Source organism: Cryobacterium sp. TMS1-20-1, assembly GCF_004402355.1.
GTDB lineage: Bacteria > Actinomycetota > Actinomycetes > Actinomycetales > Microbacteriaceae > Cryobacterium > Cryobacterium levicorallinum.
Window position 1 is genome coordinate 73,943 of sequence record NZ_SOGF01000026.1, and the last position, 15,431, is coordinate 89,373.

14 protein-coding genes are annotated in these 15,431 nt (G+C 61.0%); 7 read left to right on the forward strand and 7 right to left on the reverse strand.

What is annotated here, in order from left to right:
• Positions 1-21: 21 nt before the first annotated feature.
• A complete protein-coding gene (locus tag E3O45_RS06020; protein WP_134442538.1) occupies positions 22-729 on the forward strand; it encodes a TetR/AcrR family transcriptional regulator in 708 nt (235 codons plus the stop codon).
• Here the strand turns inward: E3O45_RS06020 and E3O45_RS06025 are convergent.
• Together E3O45_RS06025 and E3O45_RS06030 are read right to left on the reverse strand one after the other, a co-directional pair.
• Positions 724-1,629, reverse strand: coding sequence for a response regulator (locus tag E3O45_RS06025; RefSeq protein ID WP_134442540.1), 906 nt, complete (start codon positions 1,627-1,629; stop codon positions 724-726). The genes E3O45_RS06020 and E3O45_RS06025 overlap by 6 nt on opposite strands.
• Positions 1,629-4,412, reverse strand: a complete 2,784-nt coding sequence (locus tag E3O45_RS06030; RefSeq protein ID WP_134442542.1) for a response regulator — start codon at positions 4,410-4,412, stop codon at positions 1,629-1,631. Before E3O45_RS06030 ends, E3O45_RS06025 begins: the two co-directional genes overlap by 1 nt.
• 205 nt (positions 4,413-4,617) lie before the next feature.
• Here E3O45_RS06030 and E3O45_RS06035 point away from each other — a divergent pair, with 205 nt between their 5' ends.
• A complete protein-coding gene (locus E3O45_RS06035; protein WP_241985241.1) occupies positions 4,618-4,830 on the forward strand; it encodes a VOC family protein in 213 nt (70 codons plus the stop codon).
• A gap of 125 nt (positions 4,831-4,955) precedes the next feature.
• Here E3O45_RS06035 and E3O45_RS06045 read toward each other — a convergent pair whose 3' ends face one another.
• From E3O45_RS06045 to E3O45_RS06065, 5 genes are all read right to left on the reverse strand, one after another.
• Complete coding sequence (locus E3O45_RS06045) at positions 4,956-5,840, reverse strand: hypothetical protein (RefSeq protein ID WP_198418225.1); 885 nt, start codon at positions 5,838-5,840, stop codon at positions 4,956-4,958.
• On the reverse strand, positions 5,840-6,577 hold the full coding sequence (locus E3O45_RS06050) for a hypothetical protein (RefSeq protein ID WP_134442545.1): 738 nt from the start codon (positions 6,575-6,577) through the stop codon (positions 5,840-5,842). Before E3O45_RS06050 ends, E3O45_RS06045 begins: the two co-directional genes overlap by 1 nt.
• A gap of 843 nt (positions 6,578-7,420) precedes the next feature.
• Positions 7,421-7,621: a twin-arginine translocase TatA/TatE family subunit gene (gene tatA / locus E3O45_RS17935; RefSeq protein ID WP_134442547.1), complete on the reverse strand. Its 201-nt coding sequence runs from the start codon at positions 7,619-7,621 to the stop codon at positions 7,421-7,423.
• Between the two features lie 63 nt (positions 7,622-7,684).
• On the reverse strand, positions 7,685-8,491 hold the full coding sequence (locus E3O45_RS06060) for a DeoR/GlpR family DNA-binding transcription regulator (protein ID WP_370450318.1): 807 nt from the start codon (positions 8,489-8,491) through the stop codon (positions 7,685-7,687).
• A gap of 103 nt (positions 8,492-8,594) precedes the next feature.
• Positions 8,595-9,743, reverse strand: coding sequence for a Gfo/Idh/MocA family protein (locus E3O45_RS06065; protein WP_255452960.1), 1,149 nt, complete (start codon positions 9,741-9,743; stop codon positions 8,595-8,597).
• Positions 9,744-9,913: 170 nt separating this feature from the next.
• Between E3O45_RS06065 and E3O45_RS06070 the strand changes: the two genes are divergently transcribed.
• The 5 genes from E3O45_RS06070 to E3O45_RS06090 all read left to right on the forward strand — a co-directional run bounded on the left by E3O45_RS06070 (position 9,914) and on the right by E3O45_RS06090 (position 15,429).
• Positions 9,914-10,846: a carbohydrate kinase family protein gene (locus E3O45_RS06070; protein WP_134442549.1), complete on the forward strand. Its 933-nt coding sequence runs from the start codon at positions 9,914-9,916 to the stop codon at positions 10,844-10,846.
• Positions 10,833-11,699: an aldolase gene (locus E3O45_RS06075; protein ID WP_134442551.1), complete on the forward strand. Its 867-nt coding sequence runs from the start codon at positions 10,833-10,835 to the stop codon at positions 11,697-11,699. The genes E3O45_RS06070 and E3O45_RS06075 overlap by 14 nt, the downstream gene beginning before the upstream one ends.
• 146 nt (positions 11,700-11,845) lie before the next feature.
• The gene (locus E3O45_RS06080) at positions 11,846-13,123 is read left to right on the forward strand and encodes a hypothetical protein (RefSeq protein ID WP_198418227.1); all 1,278 of its coding nucleotides are present in this window, start codon (positions 11,846-11,848) and stop codon (positions 13,121-13,123) included.
• A 54-nt stretch (positions 13,124-13,177) separates the two neighbouring features.
• A complete protein-coding gene (locus E3O45_RS06085; RefSeq protein ID WP_134442555.1) occupies positions 13,178-14,467 on the forward strand; it encodes an ABC transporter substrate-binding protein in 1,290 nt (429 codons plus the stop codon).
• Positions 14,464-15,429, forward strand: a complete 966-nt coding sequence (locus E3O45_RS06090; protein WP_134442557.1) for a carbohydrate ABC transporter permease — start codon at positions 14,464-14,466, stop codon at positions 15,427-15,429. The genes E3O45_RS06085 and E3O45_RS06090 overlap by 4 nt, the downstream gene beginning before the upstream one ends.
• Positions 15,430-15,431: the final 2 nt, after the last annotated feature.

Genomic DNA, 15,431 nt, shown 5'->3' on the forward strand with positions numbered 1-15,431 from the left:
ACCGATGAACCAGGACGAGTCATGATCGACACCCCCACCATCTCCACTCGCCCGCGCTCCCGCGAGGACAAGCACCACGCGACGAGCTTGCGCGTGGAACGGAGCGCGGTCAGCCTCGTCCTGGAACACGGTTTCGACAAGGTCACGGTGGATATGATCTGCACCGCGAGCGGCATCTCGCAGCGCACCTTCTTCAACTACTTCAAGACGAAGACGGCCGCCATTATCGGTGCCGAACCGCCGACCATTGACGAGGCAAGCGCTCGCGAGTTCATCGCCGCGCCGGGAGACGACCTGTTGCCGGACGCGCTCGCGCTGATGAGCGCGATGGGGCCGCCGGACGGCATCGACGAGCAGCTCTTCACCGACCGAATTCAGATCTTCGGCCTGCATCCGCAGCTCCTGCAGGAGCAGATGGAACGGATGACCAGGGTCACCGATGAGGTCGCTGAGCTCGTCTACCTGCGACTAGCCCGAGGGGTCGACACAGACACAGAAACCGACGCTGACCGAGTCTTTCGACACGGCCAAGCCGAGCTGATCACGCACGCCTTGCTGGGCGTGCTGCGGTTCATGGCGCTGCAGTGGATTCCCTGCCCCCAGTTCGGAGCGACGGCCGACACGAGCCAGGAGGATGGTCGGGAACGCCCCACCCGGCTAACCCTGGCCGAGGCGCTGGACCGCACGGTCACTCTCCTCCGGCAGACGCTGAGCATCCCGGGTCTATAGGAGCTGACCCTGCTCGGTGTCGGATTCGACCGGTAGCCACTTAACGAGAGCCGCGCGCAATTTGGCCAGGTGCAGCGGCCGCATGAGGTACTCATTCATGCCGACCAAGCGCGAATGGTCAGCATCGCTGGCGCGCACCGCGCTCGCGGTCATGGCCAGAATCGGCATCCGCGTACCGGGCGGCTCGGCCGCCCGGATGGCCGAGGCCAGCTCGTAACCGTTCATCTTTGGCATGTGCAGGTCGGTGATCACCAGGTCGTAGTCGCCGCTCGTCCATCGCGCGAACGCGAGCGCACCGTTGTCGGTCACATCGGCTTCGTAGCCCAGCAGGTGCAGCTGCCACAGGATGAGCTTCTGGTTGGTCAGGTTGTCCTCGGCCACGAGGATGCGGGTCGCGCCCGGTGCGCGAACCGCAGCCCGGCTTTCCGGGGAGGGCGAGGCATCCGCTTCTGTGCTGGCCTGCTCGAACTCGTTCCCGCGGTCGAGAACATCCCGGGTGAGCGATCCCGCTTCGTGCGACGCAACCTCATCGTCTACCCGCGGCATGAGCCAGTTGATTGCGTCCTGAAGCTCCTTATAGTGCAGGGGCTTGGTGATGTAGGCGTCGCAGCCAGCGGTGCGGGCTTTTTCCTGGTCTCGGCTCATGGCCATGGCGGTCAGCGCAATCACCGGGATGTCGGCGGTCACCGGGTCGTTCTTCAACGCGGTGGTGGCGGCGAAGCCATCCATTCCCGGCAACTGGATGTCCATGAGAACCAAGTCGGGAACTTCGACCCGGGCCAGCAACAATCCACTCTCGGCATCGACCGCTTCCAGTGTCGAATACCCGGCCCGTCGCACCAACAGCTTGGCCAGTTTCATATTGATCGGGTTGTCTTCAATAATCAGTATCCTGGCCACTATTCATCACCCAGATCCAGGCCCGAATTTAGCGCTCGCTTCACCTCGGCTATGAACGCCGTTCGATTGAAATTCTCGGTTCCCAGCACGCGCACGGGCTGGGTCGGGTCGCTGTCGACGGCGGCCAGCTCCTGCTTGGTGAGCCGCTTACCGGTGACCACGAGCACGGGAATGTGTTCGGTATTCGGGTCACTCTGCAGGGCCAGGACCACCTGATAACCGCTAAACCCTTCCATCATCAGGTTGAGCAGCACCAGGTCAGGATGCAGACGCTGCGCCATCTCGATCGCATCATTCTTGGTGAACGCGCGTTCCACGGCGTACTCCGGGCGAGTCAGGAACCGGGCAATCACATCAACGGTTTCGGGGTCGTCATCGGCCACCAGAACCCGCCGCGTGCGGAGCGCGTCCGGGCCGAGACCCAGCACGTTCAACGATTTCTGCAGAGCTGCCCGACTGATCGGTTTCTCCAACACGGCCGCCGCACCGTGGGTCAGGGCCAGGGCCACATCGGTATCCCCGGCAATGATCACGATGGGAACCGCCGCCAGATCCGCGAACTCGTGCAGCCGAATCAAGAATCCCCACCCGTCCATTCCCGGCAAGCGGATGTCCAGGGTGATCAGGCTGAGTTGTTGGTGCGGAGCGAGGGCGAGGCCTTCCTCGCCGCTGGGGGCGACGATGACGCGAAACCCCTCAGCCTCGAGCAGCAGCCGCAGTACCTCTGCGCTCTTGGCGTCATCCTCGATGACGAGGGCAACGTGTTTCTCCGACTTCGCTTCATGTTCCTGCTGCGCCTGCGACCTGGCGTCCGGCTGGCCGGTCGCGGTCGAGTACACCTCTTTGTCGGGTTCGACCGGCGCTTCTACTTCTGGCTCGGCTGACTTTGACTCGACGGCAGCCGGTGCCGGGTGAAACGGATGCGGCTTGGGCCGGTCGGTTGCGCCCGCCACCTTGCTCGCTGGTGCCGACTCGCGATCGGTAGTCCCCGTCAATTCATCTCCCGGCGCCGACCAGGCCGGTGCGACCTGATCGGTGACTCCCAGCGGCAGCCACACGACAAAGGTCGAGCCCTCGCCCTCGGCGCTGGCCACGGCCACCGTTCCGCCCTGAATCCCCACCATCTCTTTGACCGTGGCCAGACCGAGGCCGGTGCCCTCGAACCGTCGGGCCAGGGTGCTGTCGATCTGGCTGAAGGCGAGAAAAAGTTTCGACATATTCTCGGAGGAAATGCCCATGCCAGTGTCGTCGACGCGAATTTCGAGGAAGTCCAAGACTGTGCTGGCGGGCAGCGGAAAATCGTGCACGGGCCACGAACCGGCAATTTTTCCGACGGCGCTCCGCGGCACCCGTTTGGCCATCAGGGTGACATTCCCATGGTCGGGCGTGAATTTGACCGCGTTCGACAGCAGGTTATAGACGATTTGCTTGGTTTTGCGCATATCGAGAAGCGGCACGCCGAGGTCTTCTGCACCCTCGAAGCGCAACTGGATATCGTGGGCGGCCGCTCCGTCGCGCACAATCAGCAGGCTCTGCTCGAGCAACAAGCGCACATCAACGGGTTCCAGCTCGATATCCATCATTCCAGCCTCGACCTTGGACAGGTCGAGAATGTCATTGATCAGATCGAGCAGGTGATGTCCACTGGTGAAGATATCTCCGATATAGTCCCGCTGAGAATCGCTCATATCACCCATGAGCCCGTCTTTGAGCGCCTCGGAGAACCCGATGATCGCATTCAGGGGCGTGCGCAATTCGTGCGACATCGTCGCGAGAAACTCCGTCTTCATCCGGCTGGCGTGTTCCAACTCGATGTTGGTCTCCTTCAGCGCCCGTTCGAACCGCTTCCGTTCGGTCACATCCCGGGCAGATGCGAACACGCCCTGAACGACCCGGTCGCGATCGTAGAACGTTGCCGCGTTGTAGGAGACATCCGTTTCATCGCCGTTGAGCGCTTGCACCGTGAGCTCGTAGTCATTGACCCGGCTCTCGGTGAGGGCCCGCTGAATTGCCGTGTCGGCCCGAGCCGGGTCAGTGAAGAAATTGCGGCAGGGCGCGCCAATGAGTTCGTCCCGCGTTCGGCCGGTCAGTTCAATCATCTGCTGATTGACGTCGGAAATGATTCCCAGGGTGTCGGTCATCATGAGCGCGTCGATATTCGACTCGATCAGTGAGCGCGTATAGAACTGCTGGTCGCGCAACCGCTGGTCCAGCACGGATTGGGCGACCTCCACCTGCTTACGCGACGTGTTGTCGGTAGCGATGAGCAGGTAGCCGATAATGGCGGCGTCTTCATCACGCAGCGCGGTGACCGAGACGATGGCCGGAAACCGGCTGCCATTCTTGCGAATCTTGGTGATTTCATAGATGTCTTCAATACCGCGACTCGCCTTATAGACGAGTGCTTCGAATCCGGGCTGGATCGTGGTGCCGAACTCCAGGCTCAGCTGGGCCGCCCGCATAATAATCTCGTCCGGATCGTGAATCTCGGCCGGAGTGATCTTGTTCACCACTTCCTCCGCCGTATAGCCGAGCATCCGCTCCGCACCGACGTTGAAGATTTGGATGACGCCTTGGGCGTCGGTGGCGATGCTGGAGAAGTTCGCGCTGTTGAAGATCGCGTCCTGCAAACTCACCGTCTGCTGCAGCAAATTCTTCGCCAGAAGCGCCTCTTGCGCTACCGCGCTGTCTCCACCGGGAAGGTTCGCCTTGACCGTTGCTGTGGAATCAGCGGCGGCGGACGGCCGGGAATGATTCTTGCGGTTGTGGGGGGTCATAGTCATCACGCCTTCCGTGATCTCTAGAGTGCGCTGTGAGCGTGCGGTGCTGGAACGCTTCACGGTATAGCAGAACAGGCTCGCGGTCGGCAACCTCGCCTCGCTGGATTGCCGCGAGTCGACCGGGGGAATTTCCCTCACTTAAATCTATATCACGAATCGACAAAATGACCCCCCATCGGGGGTAGTTAAGCTGGTCGGGTCGCGCCAGGTGTTGTGCCGGGACGAAGGCGAAATTGACGCGTACTGGGCCAACCTCTCCCACGTGCCCGATTCTGAGCAGTGCGGCTGGTGCAAAGACCGATTCGGTATCAGCTGGCAGATCATCCCCGAGAATATGGCCGATCTGACTCGCCGACCCGAGCAGATCGGCGTGATGATGGGCCAGAAGAAGATTGTGATCGAGGAACTCGAGAACGCCTGAGCATTTCGTTCCCCGGTACTCATCGATCAGATCCAGAGCGGATGCTTCGGCGGCGAGAGTCGCGCCGGCGATGTCGCCGTCAGCCGGCGAGCGAAATACCTTCTTGGGTTCGGTCCAGCATGTGTTCAGGGCTCAAGATTGCGGAACTGGAATTGCAGCCGAACCGAGCCATCGAGCGGCAGCACGAGAGTTGTGTTGTGGTTGTCCCAGGCGTTGGGGATGAGAAACATGCGATCCCCTCCGACAATGAGGAGTCGCAGCCCCCAATAGCGGAACCGAAACGTCTCGTCGGCCGACGCGGGCAGCAGGGTTTCGTTCACCCGCGCCTCATCCGGGAGAAAGAGCCGCTCCTCGGTGTCGACAATGACGCTGGGAAGGTTGTCAGGGCGCCGCGCCTGTTGTTGGGCGAGACCCAGGCCCGACCACTGCGCGACCGTGGCCGTCGCCCAGAACACGCAGGCGGCGACCGCAGCCCAGAGCAGCACGACGACGCCCGTCGGCGGGCGGTGACTCGCACCGGCTGTGCGGGCCAGGAACCGCACGGTAGCCAGGCAATACGCTGCGATCGCGCCGCCCAACGCCAGGACGAGCGGGGTGACGAGCGGGTAGTAGCCCCATCCGGCGAGGATCGGATAGGCGAGGAGCAGGACGACCCCTACTCCCAGGATGACCAGGCCGACGACGACGCCCCGCCTCACCGCAGCCGCGAAGCCGGCTCGGCTCGAGCGACGTCGGATCTGCGCGTGCCAGGCGATCAGGGCTGCGCCGACCAGCGCGAACACGAGAAGCGGCACCAAGAGCGGCTGTGGGCTGCGCATCACGTAGTCTTGCGTGCTCAGGCCGATGACGTCGACGTCAATGCCGAAGTAGTCGTACTGGGCCCGAGACGAAACGTAGCCGAAATAGAAAAGCAGGGCGCCCAGAAGCGTCGCCGGAGCGATGATGCTGCCGAGAACGTTCAACCCGCGTTCGAACTGTTCACCACCCTCCTTCTCCCCCGGTTCGGGCATCAGGCGGGTCCGCTCATAGTCGCTCCCAAGCTCTCATCCGCGGGAGGTGCATCGGCGACGGGAGGCGTGTCAAGCGGGATGCTGAGGTTGCTCTCGGTGTCTAACGCGGATAGGAATTTCGCGCACTCAAAGGTCTCACCTTCAGTGCAGGTGACCTCGCCGGCGATGCTGACTGCCAGCGGCGCATCCGGCGAACTCGGCTGCTTGCCGGTCGGCGCGATCGCCAGATCGCAGGTCTGGTTGGCGACGTCGAAGATGAACCCGATGCACGGCGGATTCTCGCCGCTGCATCCAGAATCGGCGAGCGCGTAGACGTCGTCCGTGAAGGTGGCACCGCTGATCCAGATCTGCACATTCTCCGGAATCCTGGAGTTATCCTGTTCGACGATCCAGTTCACCGTTACGCAATTGTCGGCAAACGTATTTTCGTCAAAACTCACACTGCCGCCGATTGGGAGTTGCGCGAACTCGAGGGATATTTTGCTTCCGCCGGTGTCGGGAGGCGGCGCCGGCGGCGACGACGTGCTGGGAGCTGACGAGCTGGGGGCGTTCGGGGTGACCTCGGGCTGCTGGGGCCGGGCGACGGCGCACCCCGTCAGGGTCGCCCCCGCGAGGGCGATCTCGACGAGAACGACGCCGATGACTGAAAATGTCCGTCGTGCATCCATGACAACCTCCCGTTGGAGGGTGACGACGAAGCGAAGCGGATGCCGGTCGCGCTCACTCCGGAACGCCACTGATACTGTGAGTATCCCCCCAGACTGGCTTGCGGGCAACGCCTGCACGACCCGAGGGTGACCAGGTCTCAAGGCTGGGGCGTCCGTTCACGTTGCTCAGGATTCGCCTCCGGAGACTTGGCCGCCTTCGATCCTCAACGCTGCCAGGTTAGGACCTGCGCAAACGTCCATGCTTGACTCCGTACCGCAGGTATCTCACGCGACGACGCATATGCGCCGATATGGCGGTCCCGAGCGAGTCTGCCGCCACTCCTCGAGCGTGCGGTGTCTGGAAACAGGAAAAGCCCCTGGTTTCCGCGGAAACGCATGGGCTAGTGCTGGGGTACCTGGACTCGAACCAAGAACAAATGATAGGCGTCGGGGTGGTGGTGCGCACCTGCATATGGGGCAGACTTCCGCGGAATTCCGCGGTTCTCATGGGGTTTAGTGTACGCGTTGTACGGCGAGATACGGCCTGAATCTGGTCAGATTTTGGGGTTTATGGTGCGTTTATGGTCACGTCAGTACCGAGCGACGCGGCGCGACTCGCCGTCTGGCTCGGCTGAAACATCGAACACGCTCCGATCCATGCCCGGGACTTGAACCCGGGACCGACGGTTTGCGCCGAACTTTTTTCGAGCTGGAAGAGGATGCGTCAACACCTCGTCTAATCTCGCCCTGACAAGGACTTCTTCGGTCTAACCACCTCCGTTCTCTCGAAACATCTGGACCCATTTCGTCCCGTTTCGAGGCGATAAACGTTGAATAAACGTGCGCGCATCAAATCTCTAGGCGAAGGTCCGATGCCGCATCACGCCTTTCCCAGATTGAGCATGAGCAAAAATCGTAAAAGAAGGCACGGATCTACCCGTTGCTATCCCCGGGGGTGCCCGTAGCGTGTGGGTTCTTTTCGACGTCGCCCGATTCGCTCTTGAGCTCCGTCCTGAAAATCTTCATGGACTGACCAAGACTGCGTGCCAGCGCTGGAAGCTTGGGGGCGCCGAAGAAGAGTAGAACAACAAAGAGGATGATGACGAAATGCCATCCGGAGAGGTTGCTGAGCATTGAGGGCGCCTTTGCTAAGGATTGAATGAGCTGTCTGATGCCGGTTCGGGCTGTCGGTCGTCTCTAGTTGGGCCTGCCCGCGCCGCCGGTCGGACTCTTTGCGATGATCAGCTCGACCGCCGCAGCGCGAAGCGCCTGTCTGATATCTGCCGGTGGCGGAGCATCCGTGACCAAGATGTCGACGGACGAAAAGTCCATTAGTCGAACGAGCGCGGAACGATTTATCTTGTCGTGGGTAGCAACGACCACGACCTGTTCAGCGGCTTCCATGAGGGCGAGTTTGGTGGGGCGTTCGACATCGCGCTCGATGTAGAAGGAGTTCTCATGCACCCCACTGACGCCGATGAAGGCGATTTGCGCTCGCAAGCCTTCAACAGCGGCTCTCGTCATAGGTCCGGTAAATGCTTGGCTGTCCAGGAGCAATTCCCCACCCAAGCAGATTGTGCGCGCCTTCGTCATTTGGAGGCAGCGCTGAATCGCCGGCGCGGAGTTTGTGATCACGGTCCCCTCGAAGGCGATCGGCATTTCATTGATGATTTGGAACGTCGTTGTTCCAGCATCGATGATGATCGCGTCGCGGCTTCCGACCAAGCCAAGGCAGGCCAACGCCACAGAGTGTTTGGCCTCGGCTTCGATTCGCGCGCGTGCTGCAAAATCGGCGTTGTGCCCCGCTGGGTTTACGAGACTCACTCCACCGTGAACAACCCGTACCAAGCCACCGCTCGCAAGCTGGCGCGTATCCCGGCGGATTGTCATTTCCGAAACGGAGAAGGATTCGGCCAACTCGGAGGTGGAAACGAATCCGCTCTTCTGCAACAGGTTCATTATCGAAACCTGGCGACTCGTCATCGAATCAAGTCCGGTGCTCACGATTCTCCCTCGTTATCCCGGCGGGTCCCAGGAGCTTGTGGCCTTTGGTGCGTCTCCGCCGGGAGCCTTGCTCGTTCAACATAGTCATACACTTCCACAACAACTACCTAGCAGCGGGGACCGAGCGAGAGGAGATTTCGACAACCCGGCCTTCCCGGATCGACTGCTCGGCGGCGATGCCTATGCGCACCGCCTGGAGCCCGTCCGCGACGGTCACCTCCACCGGGCCTTCGCCCAGTATGACCCGACGAAACCCCAGATGTTCGAAGTAGGTCGATCCGTGATGGGCGCCCGCTGCCAACAGCGCCTCGTCCACGACTACGGTGTGGCGGCGGGGTGCCTGCGGGGTGCGGGGGCTGAACTCAACCTCAGCTTCGCGTAGATCTCCCTGGGGCCAGTGGCCCTGTGCCACCGGCACGTAGCACTCGGTCTTGGCCAGATCGCCGACGATAGCGATGTGTTCCTGAAACAGGGAACCCTCGGCGAACATACACAGTTCGAGCATGGCTCGTGCGCCGCCGGCGAAATCGACGACCACGTAGGCATTGTCGAGGATGTCCGGGGTGCGGCCCTCGTAGAGTTCATCAGCGTGGTTGACGTCGCGCGCACCCGACGCATATACGCGCACCGGCTCGTCCTGCAGGATCAGACGCATCAGGTCGAAGAAATGGCAGCATTTCTCCACGAGAGTCCCACCGGTGCGCTCAGAGAACCTATTCCAGTCGCCGACCTTGTCCAGGAACGGGAAGCGGTGCTCCGTGATGGAGAGCATCCGGAGCCCGCCGAGGTCGCCGTTCTGGGCTGTGCGCAGAATCTCCTGGACCGGGGGCATATACCGATATTCCATAGCCACCCAGATGGGCGCCTGGTATTCCTGCGCGAGCGCCTCCAGCTCGTCAGCATCGGTGAGTGTCGTGCATATTGGCTTCTCCACCAGAACCGGATAGGCCTTGCCTGACGCGAAAATGTCTTTAAGGATCGTGTGGTGAGTGTCATTTGGGCTTGCGATGATGATGGCATCAACAAGGTTGGACGTAAGAAGCTCACGATAGTCGGCGAACGTTTGGACGTCGCCGGCGATTCCCGCAGAAGTCTCGTCACGGCTCGCCTCGACTGGATCTGCGATTGCGGTTACAACACTGCCTGGAATCAAGGCCAGATTTCGAATATGTTCTCTGGCCATGTGACCGGCACCAATAATGCCATATCGAATCCTCGGCTGACTCGAATCGGTTGCTGACGTTGTGCTCACGATGTCTCCGTTCTCTCCTCGTTGAGAAGAATCCTCGGCCGGCCGCGACGATGCGCCCTGCCTTCACACCACCATATAGATTGAATGTTGTATTTCCAACATTGAATGTGTATATTCAATCAAACGTGGTCCTTGAATCACGCTACAGAGAGGTAGAGAACGTGTCGCACATGGATCAATCCGCAATTCTCCTCTTCGTCGGTTACGCCACACTTGACTCGATAGCCTCAGTCGGCGATTTCCCGTCGGCAGACAGTCGCACCATAGCCGGGGAGTTCATCACCGCGGGTGGCGGCCCGGCGGCAACCGCAGCAGTCACCGCCGCTCGGCTGGGCGCACGCACTGCATTCGCCGGTGTCATTGGGCGCGACGACGAAGGCGATCGTATCCTCTCCGGACTGGAAATCGAAGGCGTTGATACCTCGGCTGTGGTTCGGTCAGATACTCATCCTTCCGGGGCGAGTCTCATAATTGTCAGCCACGGCGGTGAGAATCGGGCCATCGTGACGCGTCCCGTACCGCCCCTCGAATTCCCATCCCACGGAGCATTTCGGGCGGCCGCTGAATCCGCAGCATGGGTGCACGCCGACCATCTCGGGTGGTCCGCGGTGAAGCGGCTCGGACCGGGCATTCGGCTCAGCGTCGACGCCGGGAACCCGATACCCGATTTTGACCCCGCCGACATCGACCTCTATGTCCCCACCATCGAGCGACTCCGAGCGGAGTTCGAGCCGCGGCTCAGTGAGCCGGAGCGCCTTCAAGCCGCCATCGACCGCGGAGCTCGAGCGGTCGTCGCCACAGACGGCGCGCACGGGGTCTGGGTGCACAGCGGCTCGGGCTCGGTGGTGCATGTCCCCGCCGTTCCGACACGCATCGTCTCCACCTTGGGTGCCGGCGACGTCTTTCACGGCGCTCTCCTCGCGGCAGTCGCTGCGGGCTGGGACCTCGTGGACGCCGCCGCCCTCGCAAACGAGGTTGCAGCTGAATCCTGCACCGGCCTCGACGGGCGCTCGAGAATTCCCCGCCACAGTCTTACCGTCAACCATGCCGTACCTGCCCAGTCTCCATCGAACCAAGGAAAAGTTGATCATGTCTCCCGTTGATTTGTCCGTACTCCAGCGCCCGTCCGGGGCATTCGCCATGCTCGCCGTCGATCAACGCGAAGCCATGCGCAACATGTTGGCAGAACACCAGAACGCACTCGTGTCCGACGACACCGTGCGCGCGTTTAAATTGGATGCTGCCCGAATTCTGAGCCCGTACGCGTCCGGGGTTTTGATCGACAAGCAGTTCGCCCTGGACCAAGCCATTGCGGCAGATGTTGTGGCTGACGGATGCGGACTGATCGCTGCCGCCGACCATTTTGAATCAGCACACGGAGAACTCGTCGGCGAGGTCACAATCGACCGCTCCGTCGACCCAGCGAAATACGCGGCATTGGGCGTGCGCGCACTCAAGCTGCTCGTACTGTATCGCCCCGATGAAGCCCCCGAAAAGCGCATCGACATGGTCCGCGAATTTGTCGAGAGTTGCCGCCTAAACGGTCTGATCAGCATCATCGAACCCTTGTCGCGCAAACCGCTCAACGGTGAAGATTTCGACTGGAACGCGGGGATTCAGGCAGCAGCAGCTGAGCTGGGCTCGTTAGGAGCCGATCTCTACAAAGCTGAAGTGCCTTTCCACGGACAGGCCCCCGAAGAAGCCGTACGCCGCGCCTGCGCCCAGCTCACAACGTCCATTACCGGCCCCTGGGTCGTGCTTTCCTCAGGCGTACCAGAAGATATCTTCCCGGACGCAGTCAAATGGGCCTGCCTTGAAGGCGCTTCCGGCTTTCTCGCCGGCCGCGCCGTGTGGGCATCATGCATTGGGACACCAGACGTGATCGGGGCCATAGAAACCGATGCGGTCGACCGCCTCAAGCGTCTCTGCGACGTCGTGGACGGGATCGTCTCATGACGACTGCGGCCACCCGTCCGCGCGTGCTGATGATCGCGACGGCTCGGCCGACCTTCGTCATTGAGGTCGCGGAGACCCGAGCGAGTGCAGCACGCGCACTCCTCGAGTCTCTCGGGGCGGAGGTCCACGGCCCACAGGGACTTATTATGACCCCGGACGACCTCGAAGCCGCTCGCGCCTACATCGACCACGACTACGACCTCATCATTAACGTATGTGCAAGTTTCTCGGATGCGACGCCGGCGCTCGCACTTTACTCCGGGCTCGCGCAGCCCGTACTTTTGTGGTCATTCCGTGAGCCCGGACCCGTGGGCGACCGGTTGTGGCTAAATTCTTTGTGCGGGTCGAATCTCTACGCGCACGCTTTGGTTCGCGCTGGCGGATCCGTTCGACTCGTGTACGGCGATCCCGACGAGGCCGCTGTCGCAGATGCGCTCAGTCTCGCCCTCTCTGGCGACCTCCCCTCGGCGAAAACCTTGCCGCCCATGGTTCGGGAGCGAGCCGAAGCACAGCCGGTTCGTGAAGCACTCAACTCTCTACGCGGGAAGACTTTAGGCCTCGTCTCCGAGGCGCCCCCGGGGTTCACCCCGAGCGAATTCGATGGTGATCTCCTGCAGTCTCTCTTTGGACTGACCGTGCACAAACTGAGTATGGATGAGATGTTCTCTCGCATTGACGACGTCAGCGCTGAAGCATGCAACTCTGAGGAGGTCGCGGTTCGAACGGCCAGACCGAGCCTTGCCGCTCTGGACCCGGACGAAGTCTCCCGTCATGCGGCTGTGACCGTTGCCCTGCGTGACTGGACTGCAGCCAAGGCGCTCTCCGCCCTGGCCATCCGGTGCTGGCCAGAATTCCCGGCCCAGCGCGGCGTGTGCCCGTGTTCATCTCTATCCAGAATTGCTGACGAGGCGACACCGACGGCGTGCGAACGTGACGTCTACGGTTCGGTCACCATGCTCTTACTGGAAGCACTCGGATCAGGAACGACGTACCTGGTAGACACTGTGGATCTGGATGTGTCCAACAACAGCGTTCGGCTATGGCATTGCGGAGCAGCGGCAACATCGCTGGCCGCCGACCCCGCGGAAGCCACTCAGTTTGTGCACTGCAATCGGAAAATCGGTGTGGCCGGCAACTTTCCACTGCGCACCGGTCCCGTCATCATGGCGCGCCTGACCGAAAACATTACGGACAAGGGCGTGGACGGGCTAAGACTTCTCATCGCGGTGGGCGAATCCATCCCCGCGCCCAACCGGTTCCAAGGGAATACCGCGGAAGTTCGCCTCGAAGTCGATGCGAGCGCGTTCGTGAACTCACTGGTGGTCGGTGGATTCCCTCATCACACCGTTCTCGCATGGAACGACGTGCGCCCCCAGCTTCGGGCAGCCGCTGACCTTCTCGGGATCCCCATCACCGAATGGTGACTCAATACAGACCACGCACGTAGGCAACTGAAACTCAACGAAGAGGAAATCACTATGAGCACCAATTTTTCACGACGTCAGGCCCTGGGTATTTTCGGAGCAATCGGTATCGGAGCCGCGCTCACAGCATGCGCAGGCCCCGGAGGAACAGCCCAGACCGTCTCCCCACTCGGCGTTCCCAAGACGGGCGCTATCGAAGGAGAGGTGTCCTTCGCACATTGGCGCGCCGAGGATAAGGACGCCTTTGACGGACTCATCAAGAAGTTCGTCGCCGCCAATCCCGCCGCGAGCGTGGCGCAATCCATCTCAACGTCGAACGACTACAACGCACAGGCGCTCCAGAAACTCCGAGGCGGCACCACCGGTGACGCCTTTGCGACCTTCCGAGGCGCCCAATTCACAAACTTCAGCACCGCGAAAATATACACGGACCTCACCGACACCGATGCCGTCAAGAACTACGACCCAGGGCTGCTTTCTGCCGGGCAATCACAAGGCCGTCAACTGGGACTGCCCTACCAGGTCGTCTTCCCCATGCCACTGGCGAATCTCGATCTCTTCGACAAGGCCGGTGCGGACCCGTCCCCCAAGGACTGGGCCGGATTCCTGGGCACCTGCGAGGCTCTGAAAAGTTCAGGTGTGTCACCCATGGCCTGGCCAGCCGGCGACGTGGGCAATGCCGGTCAACTCTTCAACTGCATGATCGTGAACAATGCACCCGCCGACGACATGTGCAGCCAGATTGAAAAAGGGACCCTCGCCTGCACCGACGACTGGTTCATTGCGATGCTCAAGCAATACATGGAATTGCTTCCATACTTCCAACCCAACTCGACGGGTACCGCCGTTGAACCCGCGGAAGCGCTCTTCGCACAGCAGAAAGCCGCAATGCTCGTCACCGGGTCGTACCATCTGGCTGCAGTACGTGCTCTTGGCGCGGAATTCCCGATGGACCTCATCTTCCCGAACACATCGGCCACGGGAACATCGAAGTACGAAGGCGTCTACAACGCGACGTTCATTCTCGGCGTCAACTCTGCCAGCGAAAACCAGCCTGCGGCGATGGCCTGGGTCGACTTCCTGTCCCAGCCAGAGAACGCCGCGAACTACGCAAATCTCACTGCCCAGCATGTCGCTGTCACCGGCGTTGAATACACCAACGGCGATCTCCAAACCACGAGCCCGTGGCTGAGCAAAAAAACAGCTCTGGCGGCCCGCTTCCAATTCGACAATCTGGACGTACGCAACGCCGTGGAAGCGAGTTGTATCGCTGTCGTTTCAGGCACAGATCCCGAAAAGGCCGCAGCAGATGCGCAGACGATCGTGGATCAGAACAAGAAATGACCTCCCAAACCGAAACTTTCGGGCCGCCACACGCTCCCCCACAGTCGCCCCCGCGCACTCCCCTCAAGAATCTTCGGAAACGGCGGCCGAATCGTATCGCGCCCACTCTTTATCTGTTCCCTCTGCCTGCCGTAGCCCTGCTCGCCATTTTCTTCGCAGTTCCACTGCTGCAGGCATTTCAATATGCCGTTACGGACTGGGACGGCTTTTCTCCGACCTTCAACTATGTCGGACTCGACAACTTCACACGGGCCCTCACCAACGACGCACTCTTCACCAACGCGCTCACGAACAACGTCAAGTTCATGCTGGTCGTGGTGGTCTTTCAAACCGCTTTCTCACTCCTTCTCGCAGTTTTGCTGACGAAGAATTCACGACCAAATATCGTTCTGAGAGCTCTGTTCTTCTTCCCGACCATCCTTTCTTCGGTTTCGGTGGCCTTCATCTGGAAGTTCATCTACGACCCGAACTTTGGGCTCGCAAACTCCGTTCTCGGGGCAGTGGGTTTGGAGGGCCTCCAGAGCGCCTACCTAGGCGACGATCAGCTGGCTTTGTACTGGGTCGCGGTTACCCAAGTCTGGTTCCACGCCGGCCAAATGATGGTGGTCTTCATCGCCGGGCTGCAGGGCATCCCGCAAGAACTCTACGAGGCAGCTGAAGTCGACGGCGCAAGCCGCTGGCAGCGGTTCCGGGCCATCACCTGGCCCATGATTGCACCGGCCATGACCATCGTTGTCGCCTACACCACGGTGCAGTCTTTCAAGGCCTTTGACTTGATTCTGGGCATCGCCGGTAACCCACCCAAGGCATCCTTGGACATACTTTCCACCCGCATCTACAGCACGTTCGCCAACACAGAATACGGCTATGCCGCAGCCGAATCAGTGCTCTTCATGGCCATGATCGTTCTCGTGACCGTGTTGCAACGCCGGGTTCTCAAGTTGACCCAGAAGTCGGAGTAAGT